Source organism: Pseudolabrys sp. Root1462, assembly GCF_001426945.1.
In the GTDB taxonomy this organism is placed as follows: domain Bacteria; phylum Pseudomonadota; class Alphaproteobacteria; order Rhizobiales; family Xanthobacteraceae; genus Pseudolabrys.
In genome coordinates this window covers 836,415-849,911 of record NZ_LMFS01000003.1, presented here as the reverse complement: position 1 = coordinate 849,911, position 13,497 = coordinate 836,415, and the positions used below count along the sequence as shown (strand labels likewise).

Below are 13,497 nucleotides of genomic sequence, written 5' to 3'. Positions count from 1 at the left end.
TTTGCGGCCCTTTCGCGGGATATCGTTACCGAAAGGGCGGATTACATGCGGCGCGACTATCTCATCGCAATCATTCTCGCTGTAGCGGCTATCCCCGCCGGGACGGCTCTAATGGCCGCCCCTGAATATCTTCATTTAACGGGCACTACTTTAGCAGTGACCTTTTGGGGCGGCGTCGCCCTTACATTGGCTTTGATTTTCGCCGCCGTAGTCATAGCTTTGCGAGGAGAGTCCAAATCCCCGCCGTTAGGTCACAGACGCCGCATGGTCGCAATCATCGGAATGGCTGTATTTGGGATCGGCTTTATTGCCTGTGCTGTCTGGTTCTTTAGCCAACGGCCCTTTGGGCCTAGTGGTTCGGGTATAGGCGACAGAGCAACTCTAGAAGTGGCTACAGGTGGCGAAATCTCAGCTCGCGGGGCTGAAATGCCAAATGATCTGCCGTTTACTTTTGGCCGCGCAGAAACTGGCGGCAAGATTAACATGGACGGCATCAAGGTAATGAGACAACCGCCCCCCCAGGCCCAAGGTGGCAAGGGAGGCGGCGGCGAGATATTTGGCGACAGTGGGACCATCATTGGCGGCAAAGGGGGGAACGTCGGCCCCGGTGCCGAGGGCCGTGGCGGTGACGGCGGTGGTGGCATCATCCATGGAAGCGGAGGAACCATCATTGGCGGTGAAGGCGGCTCAGTTGATGGACGCAGTATTTGGTATCCGCCTGCTCAATCGGGCTACATCCAATTCTTGGAGGCGCAGGGGCAAACGCCAGACTTTAATGTGCAATATCCCGGAGCTGGCGGCGCTAGCGCCGGGTGGCTTCACCGGCAGGAAATCGTCGTAAAAATCAGGGATGATTATTTCCGAAGCAAAGGGCTCTTAGACAAGATTAAGTCCAGCAAAATCGAAGACGTACCGCTTGATTATATCAATGAAAAGCTGGAAGAGGCTGGACAGCCATGGCGCGCTCGCATCGATAAGAAATATTGGTATCTCTATTACGTTCCAAGTGAATAGCTAAATCTCGTCAACGCCACTCCATCCCGCGGCTCCGTAGCGCGCATAGTCTCGCCGCCTCGCGCTCGACGTACCCCAGTGCTGGCAGATCGGCCTTTTTGACCATCTTGGTCAATTTCCGGTCCTCGAATGAACGTAGGCGCGGGGGCAACATTGATCGTCCGCCACTTTTGTCATGGCCATGGCGCGCCGGCCGCTTTGACCTTTGTCAGGCAGCCGGCGCCAGCTTTATGTTTGACGCGTTTCTTCACGCGAACCGGTATCCACTTCGCTTGAAAACGCTTTCGCTTCAGCACAGCCGGTCGGCGAGCTTGCGGAACGCGGCGAGCTGGTCGGGCAGCAGTTCGCGCTTGTCGTCGCGGCCGACGAAGATCTTGAACATGATGCCGCCGTCGCGGTTGAACAGCAGGATCGACGCCGACAGCCGGCCGAAGAACGGCCGCTCCATGAAGCAGATGCCGGCGCAACGCTCGGCGCGCAGGTGGCCGTGCAGGCCCTTGGCGCCGGACAGATTGTAGTAGTTGCGCGCCTCCGACCCCGGCGGGATCGGCCCGCCGAACTCGAAGATGCCGTCTTCGGTGTGGACGATGAAGGTGACGTCGCCCCAGGTGGCGACCTCGCCCATCACCGCGACGAAGGCCGCCGTGCTGGAGAAGTCGTCCTTGACGAAGCGGATCATCGCGGCCGGCATGGCCTCGACGACGTCGCGGCAGGTGACGCCGTTGTCGGCGGCGAAGCTCTCAATGACGACGCCCGGTTCGGCCGCGAGCCTGGCTCGCAGATCGGGCGCCGCCGTCAATGTGTCGGACATGGGCTTTCTCACGTCGCCGTCAGGCGACGGCCGCCTTGTTGGTCTGGGTCAGACGGACCTCGAAGCCCTCGAACTTCGGATGCTCGAGATAGAGCGGCGCGTTGCTCGAATTGTTGCCGGCGCGGGCATGCGCCGTGCGGAATTCGTCCGACTTGGTCCAGGCCTCGAAGTTCGCCTTGCTCTGCCACACCGTGTGCGAGGAGTAGAGCGTGTGGTCTTCCGCTTCCGGGCCCTTGAGCAGATGGAATTCGACAAAGCCCGGCATGCGGTCGAGATAGGATTCCCGGCTCGACCAGACGTTCTCGAAGGCTTCCTCGGAACCCTTCTTCACCTTGAAGCGGTTCATGGCGATAAATTGAGACATGGCGTTACCCCTGTGGCTGGCGCTTGCTGGCGCGGGTTGGTGTTGCAGTCATTTCATCCGGGAGCGACATCGCGATCACACGCCGCCGAAGTGAACCTTGAGCGCGGCCTTGTAGGTGATGCCGGGGCCCGGGCTGGTCCACAGCACGTCGTTCTGCGACGTGCCATCGCTCGAGGAGCCGGGAACGGCATAAGGCCGGTAGTATTCGTTGAAGACGTTGTCGATGCCGAGATTGACCGTGACGTCCTTGGTCGGCTGGTAGGTCGCATAGAGATTGACGAGATTGTACGACGTCGACGGGATGTAGCCGGCCGGGATGTCGTTATTGGCGGCCACCGAGGACCACTGCGCCGACAAGGTGAGCTTGCGGTCGAGCAGGCGCACGCCTCCGGTGGTGGTCAGGCGCGCCGGCTGGATGCTGGCGAGGCCGACGCCGGTCTGGGTGTTCTCGCCCTTCTGCAACGTGCCATTCAGGCCCATGAACCAGCCGCCGGCATCGTAGCTCGCTTCCATTTCGAGACCACGAATGCGCGCGCTCGGGATGTTCTGGTACTGGTAGTACTGCGAGAACGAACCGAACGCCGTCGCGACCGGCGCCGACGCCACCAGTTCGATGTAGTCGTCGACATCGTTCTGGAAGGCGTTGATCTTGGCGCGGAAGGCGTCGCCCTTGTTGAACACGCTGTCGAACTTGAAGTTGACGCCGACTTCCTTGTTCTTGCCGACCTCGGGACGCAGGTTCGGGTTCGGCAGGAAGCAGAACAGACCTGTGGTGCCATCCGGACAGGTGAAGAAGGCCGGGCCGCCGCCGGTCGCATGGGCGCCGGCGATCAGGGTCTCGGTCACCGACGGTGCGCGGTAGCCTTCGGCGTAGCTGACATAAGGCTGGATGCCGGGCACCGGCGTGACGCCGATGGTGATCTTCGGCGAGATGCGATCGCCGGACGTCGTCGTCGCCGCCGATTCCAGCCGGTAATTGTCGTAGCGCGCCGCGCTGATGATCTCGAGCCAGCGCGAGTAATTCGCCTTCCACTGCAGGAAGCCGCCGGACACCGTACGCTTGCCGCCCGGCGTGGTGACGTTGGAATTGCCGCGCGAGTCCGAGGACGACACGTCGTCCTGGAAGCCGTCGACGCCGTAGGTGAAGGCATTTTCCCAACTGCCGATGGCGACGCGCGAGGTGTTGTTGAAGTCGAAGCCGACGGTGTCGATCTGATAGCTGCGCGGATCGCCGACGCAGCCTGAGATGTTGTTGCCGGTGCCGCCGTTGCAGTAGGCGCCGCCCGACGTGCTGTAGTGATAGAGCTTGGTCTGATCGGTGGTGGTGCGGTTGCCGTAGAGGCCGAGGTTCCAGTCGAACAGCCGGTCTTCCGGCTTGCTGTAGGTCCAGCGCAGCGAGCCCTGAAAGTTCTGCGTGTTGGTGTCGTAGACCGACGAACCCTGATTGAGCGTACGCTGCGCCGCCGTCGCCACCGGGCCCTGGTTGATCTGGCCGACCTTGTAGAGATCTTCCTGGAAGATGCCGCCGAGCTTGATCTCGTGGCCGTCGGCCGGGCGCGCGGTCAGTTTCAGCAGGCCGCTCGAGACGTTGGAGCCGGTGTTGCCGACTTCGAAGCCGTGGCCGTCCTTGTAGTTCTGTGACGAGCGATAGACGGCGCCGCCGAAGATGTCGAAGTTCGGCGTAGCGCGCACGCCGCCGAACGCCGACGTGTAGCCCTGCAGCTTGTTCGAGCCGATGGCGCCGCCGACATCCGCGCCCCACTTCTCGCCGGGACGCAGCACGTCGTTGATGTCCTTGGTCTGGAACGAGGCGACGCCGCCGATCGCGCCGGAGCCATAGATGTTGGCGGTCGGGCCGCGCACCACATCGACGCTGCCGATCAGTTCGGGGTCGAGGAAGAACGAGCCGTTGGCGTTGTGGCCGGAGCGTTGATAATTCTGCCGCGCGCCGTCGATAATCGTCGCGACGCGGCCGAAGTCCTGCAGGCCGCGGATGTTGATCGTGGTCGCCGGATCGTCGCCGCGATCCTGGGTCCACACGCCCGGTACCAGATAGAACAGGTCCGAGACGCGCTTCGGCTGGACGACGTCGATCTTGTCCTTGCCGATCACCGTCACCGGCGCCAGCGCGTCGATGGCTTTTTCCGGCGTCTTGGTGGCGAGCACGGTGATCGGATCGAGCACCAAAGTATCCTGCGCCTTTGCCGCGACGGACAGCACTGCAGCCGAAGAAACTGAAACAAGGAGCGCAATCGCGCTCCGGCGACGAACAGTCATGACAACCCCCAACCCGGTACCGGTGTTTTCTGATTTGCGGCGGGCTGGCGGGCGGTTCGCTGGCGCGATCCACCGGGGCTGGCTGGCTTTCTGCCTTTACTTCGGCAGCGAATATTTGCCTTTGTAACCACCATGTATTACTTAGGTCAAGGCAGGAATATCTAAGTTATAACAGCTCTAAACTATCGGATAGCCATGTATTCGTAGTTTATAATGCCTCAAAATTAGAAGTAACTACATGGAATAATGTACTCAATACTACGAGAGCAATGGCGATGAATGATGAAATGGCCCGCGGCGGCCCAAGCAATGCGGCAGGCCGCGCAAGTCAAAGTGACAGCGCGCGCAGCGTTTCACTTCATGACAACCGCATCGATAGCCGCGCGCTGTTTCACGGCGCTCGCGAAATCATCATCGCGCATGGCGACGAGACGTATCGGCTGCGTCTCACCGCGCAGAACAAGCTGATCCTGACCAAGTGAGAGTGCGATGACCTGTCTCTTCTCCACAACACAGCGCAGTTTTCTGGCGGCGATGGCGCTGCTCGCGGTCGCGGTGCCGGCGCATGCGGCGGATACCAGCCGCGTCGTATCGATCGGCGGCGCTGTCACCGAGATCCTGTACGCGCTCGGCCACGACAAGGAGATCGTCGGCGTCGACTCGACCAGCCTTTATCCGCCGCGGGCGATGAAGGAGAAGGCCAATGTCGGCTACATGCGCCAGCTCTCCGCCGAGGGCGTGCTCGGCCTCAACCCGAGCGTTGTCATCGCCATTGAAGGCGCCGGGCCGAAAGAGACGATGAATGTACTCGAGGCGGCCAAGGTGCCGCTGGTCATCGTGCCCGACTCCTATTCCGAAGCCGGCATCGTCGAGAAGATCAATGTCATCGCCCGCGTGACCGGCGCCACAGAGCCGGCGAAATGCCTGACTGCGCGCGTGCGTGCCGACCTCGATGCGCTCGAAACGATCCGCGCCGGCATCGGCGACAAGAAGAAGCGCGTGCTGTTCGTGCTTTCGCTCGTCAATGGCAGGGCCATGGCGGCGGGCACGCACACCGCCGCTGACGGCATTATCAGGCTCGCCGGCGCGACCAACGTGATCGGCGACTACGAAGGCTACAAGCAGCTGACCGACGAGGCGGTGATCGCGGCAAAGCCCGACGTCATCCTCAGCATCCAGCGCGGCGGCCCCGGCGTGCTCGACGCCGCTACCGTGTTCGCCCAGCCGGCCTTTGAGGCGACGCCGGCGGCGGCGCAGAAATCCTTTGTCGCCATGGAAGGCCTCTATCTGCTCGGCTTCGGCCCGCGCACCGCGCGCGCGGCACGTGATCTGGCGACGACGCTCTATCCCGACCTCAAGGCGGCGCCGCTGCCGTCGGAACGCACGGGTGAGACCGCCGCATGTCCGGAATGAGCGACGCCCTGCCCGCGCGTCTGCCGGCGACGTCGCCCGTTGCGCGGCTGCGCGCGCTCATGGCCGGGCCGCTGCTGTTTCCAACGCTCGTCCTGCTTCTCATCGTCGCGGCGCTGGCGGCGATGTCGGTCGGCGCTGCCGGCATTCCGCTCAATCGCATTCCCGCTGCGCTCGGACTGGCGCATCCGATCGACGCCGCGATCGCCGAGCGCGACCGGCTGGTGCTGCTGTCGGTGCGGCTGCCGCGCATCGCCGTCGCCATCATCATCGGCGCGCTGCTCGCGGCGAGCGGCGCCATCATGCAGGGCCTGTTCCGCAATCCGCTGGCCGATCCGGCGCTGGTCGGCGTCTCCAGCGGCGGCGCGCTGGCGGCCGCCGCGGCCATCGTCATCGGCGACAGGCTGACCGCACAAGCCGTGCCGCTGCCGTTCGCCATTCTGCCGCTCGCGGCTTTCATCGGCTCCCTCATCACCACCGCGATCCTGCAGCGCCTGGCCAGCCGCGGGCGCGCCACTTCAATTGCCATCTTCCTGCTCGCCGGCCTCGCCATCGCAGCGCTGGCCAATGCCGGCATCGGCCTCCTGGTGTTCGTCGCCGATGACCGGCAGTTGCGCGACATCACCTTCTGGATGCTCGGCTCGCTCGGCGGCGCCACCTGGGAGAAGGCGGCGCTGATCGCGCCGTTCCTCGCCGCGCTGTTCGCCGCGATTCCGTTCATCGGCCGCGGCCTCGACTTTCTCGTGCTCGGCGAGACCGAGGCCTTTCACATGGGCATCGCCGTCGAGCGGCTCAAACGCATCGCCATCGTGCTGATCGCGGCGATGACCGGCGCGGCAGTGGCCTTCGCCGGCGTCGTCGGCTTCGTCGGCATCGTCGTGCCGCATCTGTTGCGGCTCGTCATCGGCCCCGGCCACCGGCGCCTGCTGCCGGCGTCGGCTTGCTTCGGCGCCGCGCTGCTGCTCGCGGCCGACACCGCGGCGCGCACCATCGCCGCGCCGGCGGAAGTGCCGATCGGCGTGCTGACCGCGCTGTTCGGCGCGCCGTTCTTCCTCGTGCTGCTGCTGCGTCAGCGCGGATTGGCCGGGCTATGAACGCCATCGACGTCAGAGCGCTGACGGTGCGCGTCGGCAGCAAGCGGCTGCTCGACGACGTGTCGTTTTCGGTCGCGCAAGGCGAGACCATCGCCGTCATCGGCCCGAACGGCGCCGGCAAATCGACGCTGCTGCGGGCTTTGTCCGGCGAACTCGCGCCGAGCGGCGGCAGCATTCACTTGAAGGGCCGCGCGCCGCAGGCCTGGCCGCCGCGCGAACTGGCGCTGCGCCGGGCGGTGCTGTCGCAGCATGTCACGGTGACGTTTCCCTTCACCGTCGCCGAAGTGGTGCGCATGGGCGCCGGCGAACGGCGCGGCGCGGCCATCGACACCATGGCGGAAGCGGCGCTCGCCGCCGTCGATCTCGATGGCTTTCAGGAGCGCATCATCAATACCCTGTCGGGCGGCGAACAGCAGCGCGTGCACTTCGCCCGCGTCATGCTGCAACTCGCCTGCGGCGAGGAAGCCAGCGGCCCCGGCATCCTGCTGCTCGACGAACCGACGGCGAGCCTCGACCTGCGGCACCAGCTCGATCTGGTGACGGTGGCCAGGCAATGCGCGGCCCGCGGCACGACGACGATTGCCATCGTCCACGATCTCAACCTCGCGGCGCTGCTGGCGGAACGCGTCATCGTGCTCAGCCGCGGCTGCGTCGCCGCCGACGGCCCGCCCGTGGAAACGATCAACGACGAGACGCTGGCGCGCGTGTTCGGCGTTGCGTCGGCGGTGGGCCGCGTGCCGGAACAGGCGATGCCGTTCGTGCTGCCGCACCGCGCGGAAAGGCATGGCCGCTGACCGGCCGATAGCCGTTGCGCCGGCGCGCGATGTGCCGTTGAATGCCGGCGAACGCCGCGCCTCCCCAACATCCACAAAACGGCCGGCCGCATGGAAACGCTCATGACCGACCGCCCGCCCGAGCCCGACGCCAGCCTGCTCAACGACCTCGTCGCCGCCAACCGCGTGCTCTATGCCAAGGGCATCGTCGATGGCCTCGGCCATATCAGCGTGCGGCACGACAAGAACCCGTCGATGTATCTGCTGGCCGCCGAGCGCGCGCCGGCGCTGGTCACCAAGGACGACATCGCGATTTACGATCTCGACAGCAACGCGCTGACGCTCAAGGAGCGCCGCGGCTATATCGAGCGCTACATTCACGGCGAGATCTACAAGGCGCGCCCCGACGTGATGTCGGTGATCCATTGCCATGCGCCGTCGCTGGTGACGTTCTGCGTCTGCCAGGTGCCGCTCAAGCCGCTCTATCACATGAGCGGCTTTCTCGGTCACGGCGTCGGCCGGTTCGAGGCGCGCGAAGCATTCGGCATGACCGACATGCTGATCTCGTCGCCCGACATGGGCCGCGAACTGGCCAAGTCGCTGGGCGGCCACGCCGTCGTGCTGATGCGCGGCCACGGCGCGACCATGGCCGGCGCCTCGATCAAGCACACGGTGTTCCGCGCCATCTATGCGGCGCTGAACGCCACCATGCAGATGGACGCCATGCGGCTCGGCGACGTGACCTATCTGTCGGACGAGGAAGCCGCCAAGGCCACGGCGACCAACGACAAGGTCGTCGATCGCTCATGGGCGCTGTGGAAGGCCGAGGCGGCGGGCGAGGTGTAGCGAGCCGCCGCTCAGTGCGACAGGATCTTTGAAAGGAATTCCGTGGCCCGCGGCGTGCGCGGCCGCGAGAAGAACTCCTCGCTGCCGGCATTCTCGACGATCTCACCGGCGTCCATGAACACGACGCGGTTGGCGACGCGGCGGGCAAACCCCATTTCGTGGGTCACGACCATCATCGTCATGCCCTCGGTCGCCAGCTCGGTCATGACCTGAAGCACTTCGTGGATCATTTCCGGATCGAGCGCCGAAGTCGGCTCGTCGAACAGGATAGCCTGCGGATCGAGCGCCAGCGCCCGGGCGATGGCGACGCGCTGCTGCTGGCCGCCCGACAAATCGACTGGCATGGCGTCGGCTTTTGCCTCAAGCCCGACGCGCTTGAGAAGCTGGCGTCCGCGCTCGGCCGCCTCGGCGCGCGAGCGCTTGAGGACATGAACCTGGGCCAGTTCGAGGTTCTTGAGAACCGACATATGCGGATAGAGCTCGAAATGCTGAAACACCATGCCGATGCGCGAGCGCAGCTTCGGCAGGTCGGTATCCTTCGCGCCGACCTCGATGCCCTCAACCTTGATGCTGCCCGACTGATAGCGCTCGAGGCCGTTCACGCATTTGATGAGCGTGCTCTTGCCGGAGCCGGACGGCCCGCAGACCACGACCACCTCGCCGCGGTTGACGTTCATGGTGCAGCCGCGCAGCACGGGCGTCGCCCCGTAGCTTTTATGAAGGTCGCGGATTTCGACGATCGGAGCTTCGCTCATTCGGGACTCACGTTCTCACGGCGAAGCGCGCGTACAGCACGCGGCCGACCATGGACAAAGCATAGCAGACGACAAGATAGGTCACCGCGACCGCACCCAGCAGGGTGACCGGGTGGAAATCGCGCGCGTTGATCAGCAAGGCCGCGCCGGTCAGCTCGGTCACGCCGATAATGGATGCGACCGAGGTAAATTTCAGCAGGCGGACATACTGGTTGAACAGCGATGGAATGACGATGCGGGTGGCCTGCGGCGCGATGACGAATCGCAACACCTGCCAGCGCGTCAATCCGGTGGCGAGGCCGGCCTGAATCAGGCCCGGCCTCACCGAGCGCAGGCCGGCGCGGAAGTCTTCGGCGATGTAGGCGCCGGTGAACAGGATGAAGCCGAGCAGCGCGGCATTGTAGGCCGTGGTCTTGTAGCCGAGCAAAGCCGGCAGCGCGAAATAGGTGATGAGCAGAACCACCAGAAGCGGCGTGCCGCGAATGAACTCGATGAACAGCATCGAGGCCGTGCCGAGCACCGGGAACCGGACATAACGCAGGATGCCGAGCACGGCGCCGAGCAGCGTGCCGCCGACGATCGTCCAGATCGACAGGTGGATCGTGGTCCACAGGCCGGCCAGCAGGAACGGCAGATTGCGCGTAATGACGTCAAGCATCGGCGAACCTCGCCGAAGACGCATCGTTGCGAGCCCCGGGCACCAGCATCACGAGCTGGCTCGCGACGGTCACGAGGATGAGGTAGAGCACAGAGATCGTGATGTAGACCTCGAAGGTGCGGAAGGTCTGACCTTCGATGGCGCCCGCCTCATAGGTCAATTCGGCGACCGCGATGACCGAGGCGAGCGACGAGTCCTTGATGAGCTGGGAGAACAGGCTTGCCAGCGACGGCGCGATGATGCGCAGCGCCTGCGGATAAATGATGAAGCGAAATGCCTGGATCCGGGTCAGACCGGTCGCCAGCGCCGCCTGCATCTGGCCGCGGCGCACGGCACCGATGCCCGAGCGTACGACTTCGGCGACGTAGGCGCCGGAATAGAGGCTCAGGCCCAGCACGGCGCAGGCAAAGGCCGGCAGCTTGAGGAAGGCCAGCGCCATGTACCAGATGTACATGTGAATGAGCAGCGGGATGTTGCGCATGGTATCGACGAACAGGGCGGCGCCCAGGCGCGCGGATCGCGAGCCCGAGGCACCGCCCGTTCCGACGACGAAACCGATGACGATCGAGATGGCGAGCGAGACCAGCGAGACCGCGATCGTCATCCAAAGACCGCTGAGGATGAGGTCGCGCTGCTCCCAGATCGGCGTCCAATCGAAACGGTAGTTCATGGTCCGTCGCTCGTCATACGCCGCGGGTTACGGCCAGACTTCGAGCGGCACGTCCGGCTCGGCGCCGAACCATTTCTTGTACAGCTCGGCATATTCGCCGGACTTCCACATGTCCTGCAGCGCGAAGTTGACGGCGTCGCGCAGCGACGAGTCACCCTGGCGTACGCCGATGCCGAACGGCTCGACGCTGAAGCGGTCGGGCAGGATCACGTAGTCCTTGTTGTCCTTGGCAAAGCCCTGGAGGATGTTGAGGCTGCCGGTGAGCGCATCGACGCGGCCCTGCACCAGCGCCAGCCAGGCGCTGTTGTAGTCCTTGAAGGCGACGATCTTGGCGCCTGGCGCGGCCGCGGCGATATTCTTCTCCAGCGTCGTACCCTGCTGCACCGAGACCTGCTTGCCGGCGAGATCCTTGAGGCTCTTGATGGTGCTCGCCTTCGGCACGATCAGCGACTGCGCACCGGTGTAGTAGGTGATCGAGAAGTCGATGGTCTTGTCGCGCTCCTGGGTGTGCGTCATCGAGGCCGCGGACAGATCGACGTTGCCACTGACGAGCAGCGGAATGCGGGTCGGCGACGTCACCTTGACGAACTCGACCGGCACGCCGATGCGCTCGGCGACCTTCTTGACGATGTCGAGGTCGAAGCCGACCGGCTCGTTCTTTTCGTTGAGGAAGCCGAACGGCGGCGTGTCGAACTTGACGCCGGCGAGCAGTTTGCCGCGCTGCTTGATCTGCGCGATCGTGTCCGGCGCCTGCGCCGACGCCGGATGGACTCCGGCTCCCGCGATAGCGACGGCCGCAATTGCCGCAAGAATGCTGTTGAAACGAATCATCGTCTTCATCTCCGTTACACGGTTGGCACGCCGATTCCGGCCTTGGCGATGCGGGTTAAAGCTGTTTCGAGTTCTTCGTCGGACACCGTCAGCGACAGCCGCAGGTGCCCTGCCCCCGGTCCGCCGAACGACGAGCCAGGCAACGTCGCGACATCGAGGGTGTCGAGCCAGCGCTTGGCGATCGCGGCGTCGTCACCCGCGACCTTCGGGAACAGATAGAAGGTTGCGTCAGACATGTGGCATTCGATGCCGTCGATCTTCGACAACGCCTCGACGCTACGCGCGAGACGCTTCCTGAACATCGAGCGGTAGCGCGGCACGATCTCGTCATACAGGCGCAGCGCCTCGATGCCGGCGACCTGGATGAAGGGCGGCACGCAATAGATCGAGTGCTGCAGGAACTTGACGATCTGCTTGGCGAAGCCCGACGGCACTGCGAGATAGCCAAGGCGCCAGCCGGTCATGCCGAAGGTTTTCGAGGTGCTGTCGACGACCAGCGTACGCGCCCGGCCGGCCTCGCTGGCCTGCGCGAAGGCCACCGGACGGTCATAGGTGAGATCGGCATAGACCTGATCGAAGATGATCCAGAGATTGTGCTTCTCCGCGATCTTCACCACGGCGGCGATTTCGTCCTCCGGCAGGATGCGCCCAGTCGGGTTGACCGGCGAATTGAGGATGATGGCGCGTGTCTGCTTCGTGATTGCGGCTTCGACCGCCTGTACATCGATGCGGTCGAGCATGGCCAGCGCCACCGGCTTGCCGCCGCACAAGCGAACGCAGGGACCGTAGCTGACCCAGCCCGGTTCCGGCACCAGCACTTCATCACCCGGGCCGACAACGCCCATCAGCGCCGTCAGCAGCGCGAATTTGCCGCCGGGCGTGACCAGAATATCGGCAGCGTCATAGGTCGCACCCGAGCGGCGCTTCTCGTAAGCGGCGATCGCCTCGCGCAAAGCCGGCAGGCCGGCAGGCGTCGAATAATGCGTCTCGCCGCCGCGAATGGCGCGTTCCGCCGCTTCAACGATACGCGGATCGGTGGCGAGATTGGGATCGCCGCTCGACAGGCCGATGATCTTACGGCCAGCGGCACGGCCCTGGCGAATGCGCTCGGACATTTCGACGGTTGCCGATGGCTTCAGCGAACTGACGCGCTCGGCAAGTTTCGGCAGACCGGAAAGCGGCGAATTCAAAGGGTCGTCTCCATGGATGGGACCGCGCCAGAGGGCAACGGAAGAACATTCGGCGCGCGCAGACCGGCGGCGAACAGCGCGATCATGGTGCGCAGCGTGACTTCGGTGTCGGCCGGATCGCACAGGCCTTTCGACAGGTCCTGGATGCGGTGCGGATTGAGCACGGTGTAGTAATGAGCGCCGAGCAGAAACTGGAAGCGCAAATAGAGCTCCGGCAGGCCGAGATGCGGCAGGCGCCTGTGCAACGCCTCGATGAAGCGCTGGCTGGTGTCGTTGAAGTATCGGGCGATGAGATCGCGCGCCAACGCTTCCTGCTCATAGGCGACGACGGCGCGCAGTCGCATGAAGCGGCGTGTCCCCTTGTCGTCGTCCTTCCAGACCAGCGCGGGGCGTAGGAACGCGTCGAGAATGCGCTCGATCAGGTCGGGCGCTGCAGACTTTTCGGCGGCATCCAGCAGGTCGAGGCGCGCGCTGTTCATGCCGGCACAGCGGCGTTCGAAGATCGCCGCGAGAATCTGCTCCTTGCTGCCGAAGTGATAGTGCGCGGCGGCGGCGTTGGCGCCGCACTCGCGCAGAATGGAGCGCAGCGACACTGCCTTGTACCCGTGTTCCGCGAACTGGGCTTCGGCAACATCGAGGATCAGGTCGGCCGTGCTTTGCGCGCCCTTCGCCAAATTCAATCACCTGCTTCAATCAAGTGATTGGCACTAGAACGCCTTCTTTCTCAAGGGTCAAGCGCATGGCGCGCAGGACGTGCCCAGCAGAAATGCATGCCCAAAAGATAAGCCCCGCCGTTTCCGGCGG

Annotated in this window: 15 protein-coding genes; 6 read left to right on the top strand and 9 right to left on the bottom strand. The window is 64.3% G+C overall.

Going from position 1 to position 13,497, the window contains the following annotated elements; all coding sequences use genetic code 11:
• Positions 1 to 45 precede the first annotated feature (45 nt).
• Positions 46 to 1,014, top strand: a complete 969-nt coding sequence (locus ASD45_RS23630; RefSeq protein WP_156380998.1) for a hypothetical protein — start codon at positions 46 to 48, stop codon at positions 1,012 to 1,014.
• A 289-nt stretch (positions 1,015 to 1,303) separates the two neighbouring features.
• Here ASD45_RS23630 and hutX read toward each other — a convergent pair whose 3' ends face one another.
• The 3 genes from hutX to ASD45_RS20715 all read right to left on the bottom strand — a co-directional run bounded on the left by hutX (position 1,304) and on the right by ASD45_RS20715 (position 4,466).
• On the bottom strand, positions 1,304 to 1,825 hold the full coding sequence (gene hutX / locus ASD45_RS20725) for a heme utilization cystosolic carrier protein HutX (RefSeq protein WP_056913524.1): 522 nt from the start codon (positions 1,823 to 1,825) through the stop codon (positions 1,304 to 1,306).
• A 19-nt stretch (positions 1,826 to 1,844) separates the two neighbouring features.
• Positions 1,845 to 2,189, bottom strand: coding sequence for an antibiotic biosynthesis monooxygenase (locus ASD45_RS20720; protein ID WP_056913523.1), 345 nt, complete (start codon positions 2,187 to 2,189; stop codon positions 1,845 to 1,847).
• Between the two features lie 75 nt (positions 2,190 to 2,264).
• Entirely contained in the window at positions 2,265 to 4,466 is a 2,202-nt protein-coding gene (locus ASD45_RS20715) for a TonB-dependent hemoglobin/transferrin/lactoferrin family receptor (protein WP_056913522.1), read from the bottom strand.
• A 287-nt stretch (positions 4,467 to 4,753) separates the two neighbouring features.
• Between ASD45_RS20715 and ASD45_RS20710 the strand changes: the two genes are divergently transcribed.
• The 5 genes from ASD45_RS20710 to ASD45_RS20690 all read left to right on the top strand — a co-directional run bounded on the left by ASD45_RS20710 (position 4,754) and on the right by ASD45_RS20690 (position 8,589).
• A complete protein-coding gene (locus ASD45_RS20710; protein ID WP_056913654.1) occupies positions 4,754 to 4,948 on the top strand; it encodes a hemin uptake protein HemP in 195 nt (64 codons plus the stop codon).
• 52 nt (positions 4,949 to 5,000) lie between these two features.
• On the top strand, positions 5,001 to 5,879 hold the full coding sequence (locus tag ASD45_RS20705; RefSeq protein ID WP_056913521.1) for a hemin ABC transporter substrate-binding protein: 879 nt from the start codon (positions 5,001 to 5,003) through the stop codon (positions 5,877 to 5,879).
• A 59-nt stretch (positions 5,880 to 5,938) separates the two neighbouring features.
• Entirely contained in the window at positions 5,939 to 6,970 is a 1,032-nt protein-coding gene (locus ASD45_RS20700; protein WP_056913653.1) for an iron chelate uptake ABC transporter family permease subunit, read from the top strand.
• Complete coding sequence (locus tag ASD45_RS20695) at positions 6,967 to 7,764, top strand: heme ABC transporter ATP-binding protein (protein WP_056913520.1); 798 nt, start codon at positions 6,967 to 6,969, stop codon at positions 7,762 to 7,764. The genes ASD45_RS20700 and ASD45_RS20695 overlap by 4 nt, the downstream gene beginning before the upstream one ends.
• A gap of 102 nt (positions 7,765 to 7,866) precedes the next feature.
• Positions 7,867 to 8,589, top strand: coding sequence for a class II aldolase/adducin family protein (locus tag ASD45_RS20690; RefSeq protein ID WP_056913652.1), 723 nt, complete (start codon positions 7,867 to 7,869; stop codon positions 8,587 to 8,589).
• An 11-nt stretch (positions 8,590 to 8,600) separates the two neighbouring features.
• Here ASD45_RS20690 and ASD45_RS20685 read toward each other — a convergent pair whose 3' ends face one another.
• The 6 genes from ASD45_RS20685 to ASD45_RS20660 are packed head-to-tail and all read right to left on the bottom strand — an operon-like array spanning position 8,601 to position 13,373.
• Positions 8,601 to 9,329, bottom strand: coding sequence for an amino acid ABC transporter ATP-binding protein (locus tag ASD45_RS20685; protein WP_200949768.1), 729 nt, complete (start codon positions 9,327 to 9,329; stop codon positions 8,601 to 8,603).
• A gap of 22 nt (positions 9,330 to 9,351) precedes the next feature.
• Entirely contained in the window at positions 9,352 to 10,002 is a 651-nt protein-coding gene (locus ASD45_RS20680; RefSeq protein ID WP_056913518.1) for an amino acid ABC transporter permease, read from the bottom strand.
• The gene (locus ASD45_RS20675) at positions 9,995 to 10,672 is read right to left on the bottom strand and encodes an amino acid ABC transporter permease (protein ID WP_056913517.1); all 678 of its coding nucleotides are present in this window, start codon (positions 10,670 to 10,672) and stop codon (positions 9,995 to 9,997) included. The genes ASD45_RS20680 and ASD45_RS20675 overlap by 8 nt, the downstream gene beginning before the upstream one ends.
• Positions 10,673 to 10,699: 27 nt before the next feature.
• A complete protein-coding gene (locus tag ASD45_RS20670; RefSeq protein ID WP_162249474.1) occupies positions 10,700 to 11,503 on the bottom strand; it encodes an ABC transporter substrate-binding protein in 804 nt (267 codons plus the stop codon).
• Positions 11,504 to 11,517: 14 nt separating this feature from the next.
• Positions 11,518 to 12,693: a pyridoxal phosphate-dependent aminotransferase gene (locus tag ASD45_RS20665; RefSeq protein WP_056913515.1), complete on the bottom strand. Its 1,176-nt coding sequence runs from the start codon at positions 12,691 to 12,693 to the stop codon at positions 11,518 to 11,520.
• A complete protein-coding gene (locus tag ASD45_RS20660) occupies positions 12,690 to 13,373 on the bottom strand; it encodes a TetR/AcrR family transcriptional regulator (RefSeq protein ID WP_056913514.1) in 684 nt (227 codons plus the stop codon). The genes ASD45_RS20665 and ASD45_RS20660 overlap by 4 nt, the downstream gene beginning before the upstream one ends.
• Between the last annotated feature and the right edge of the window lie 124 nt (positions 13,374 to 13,497).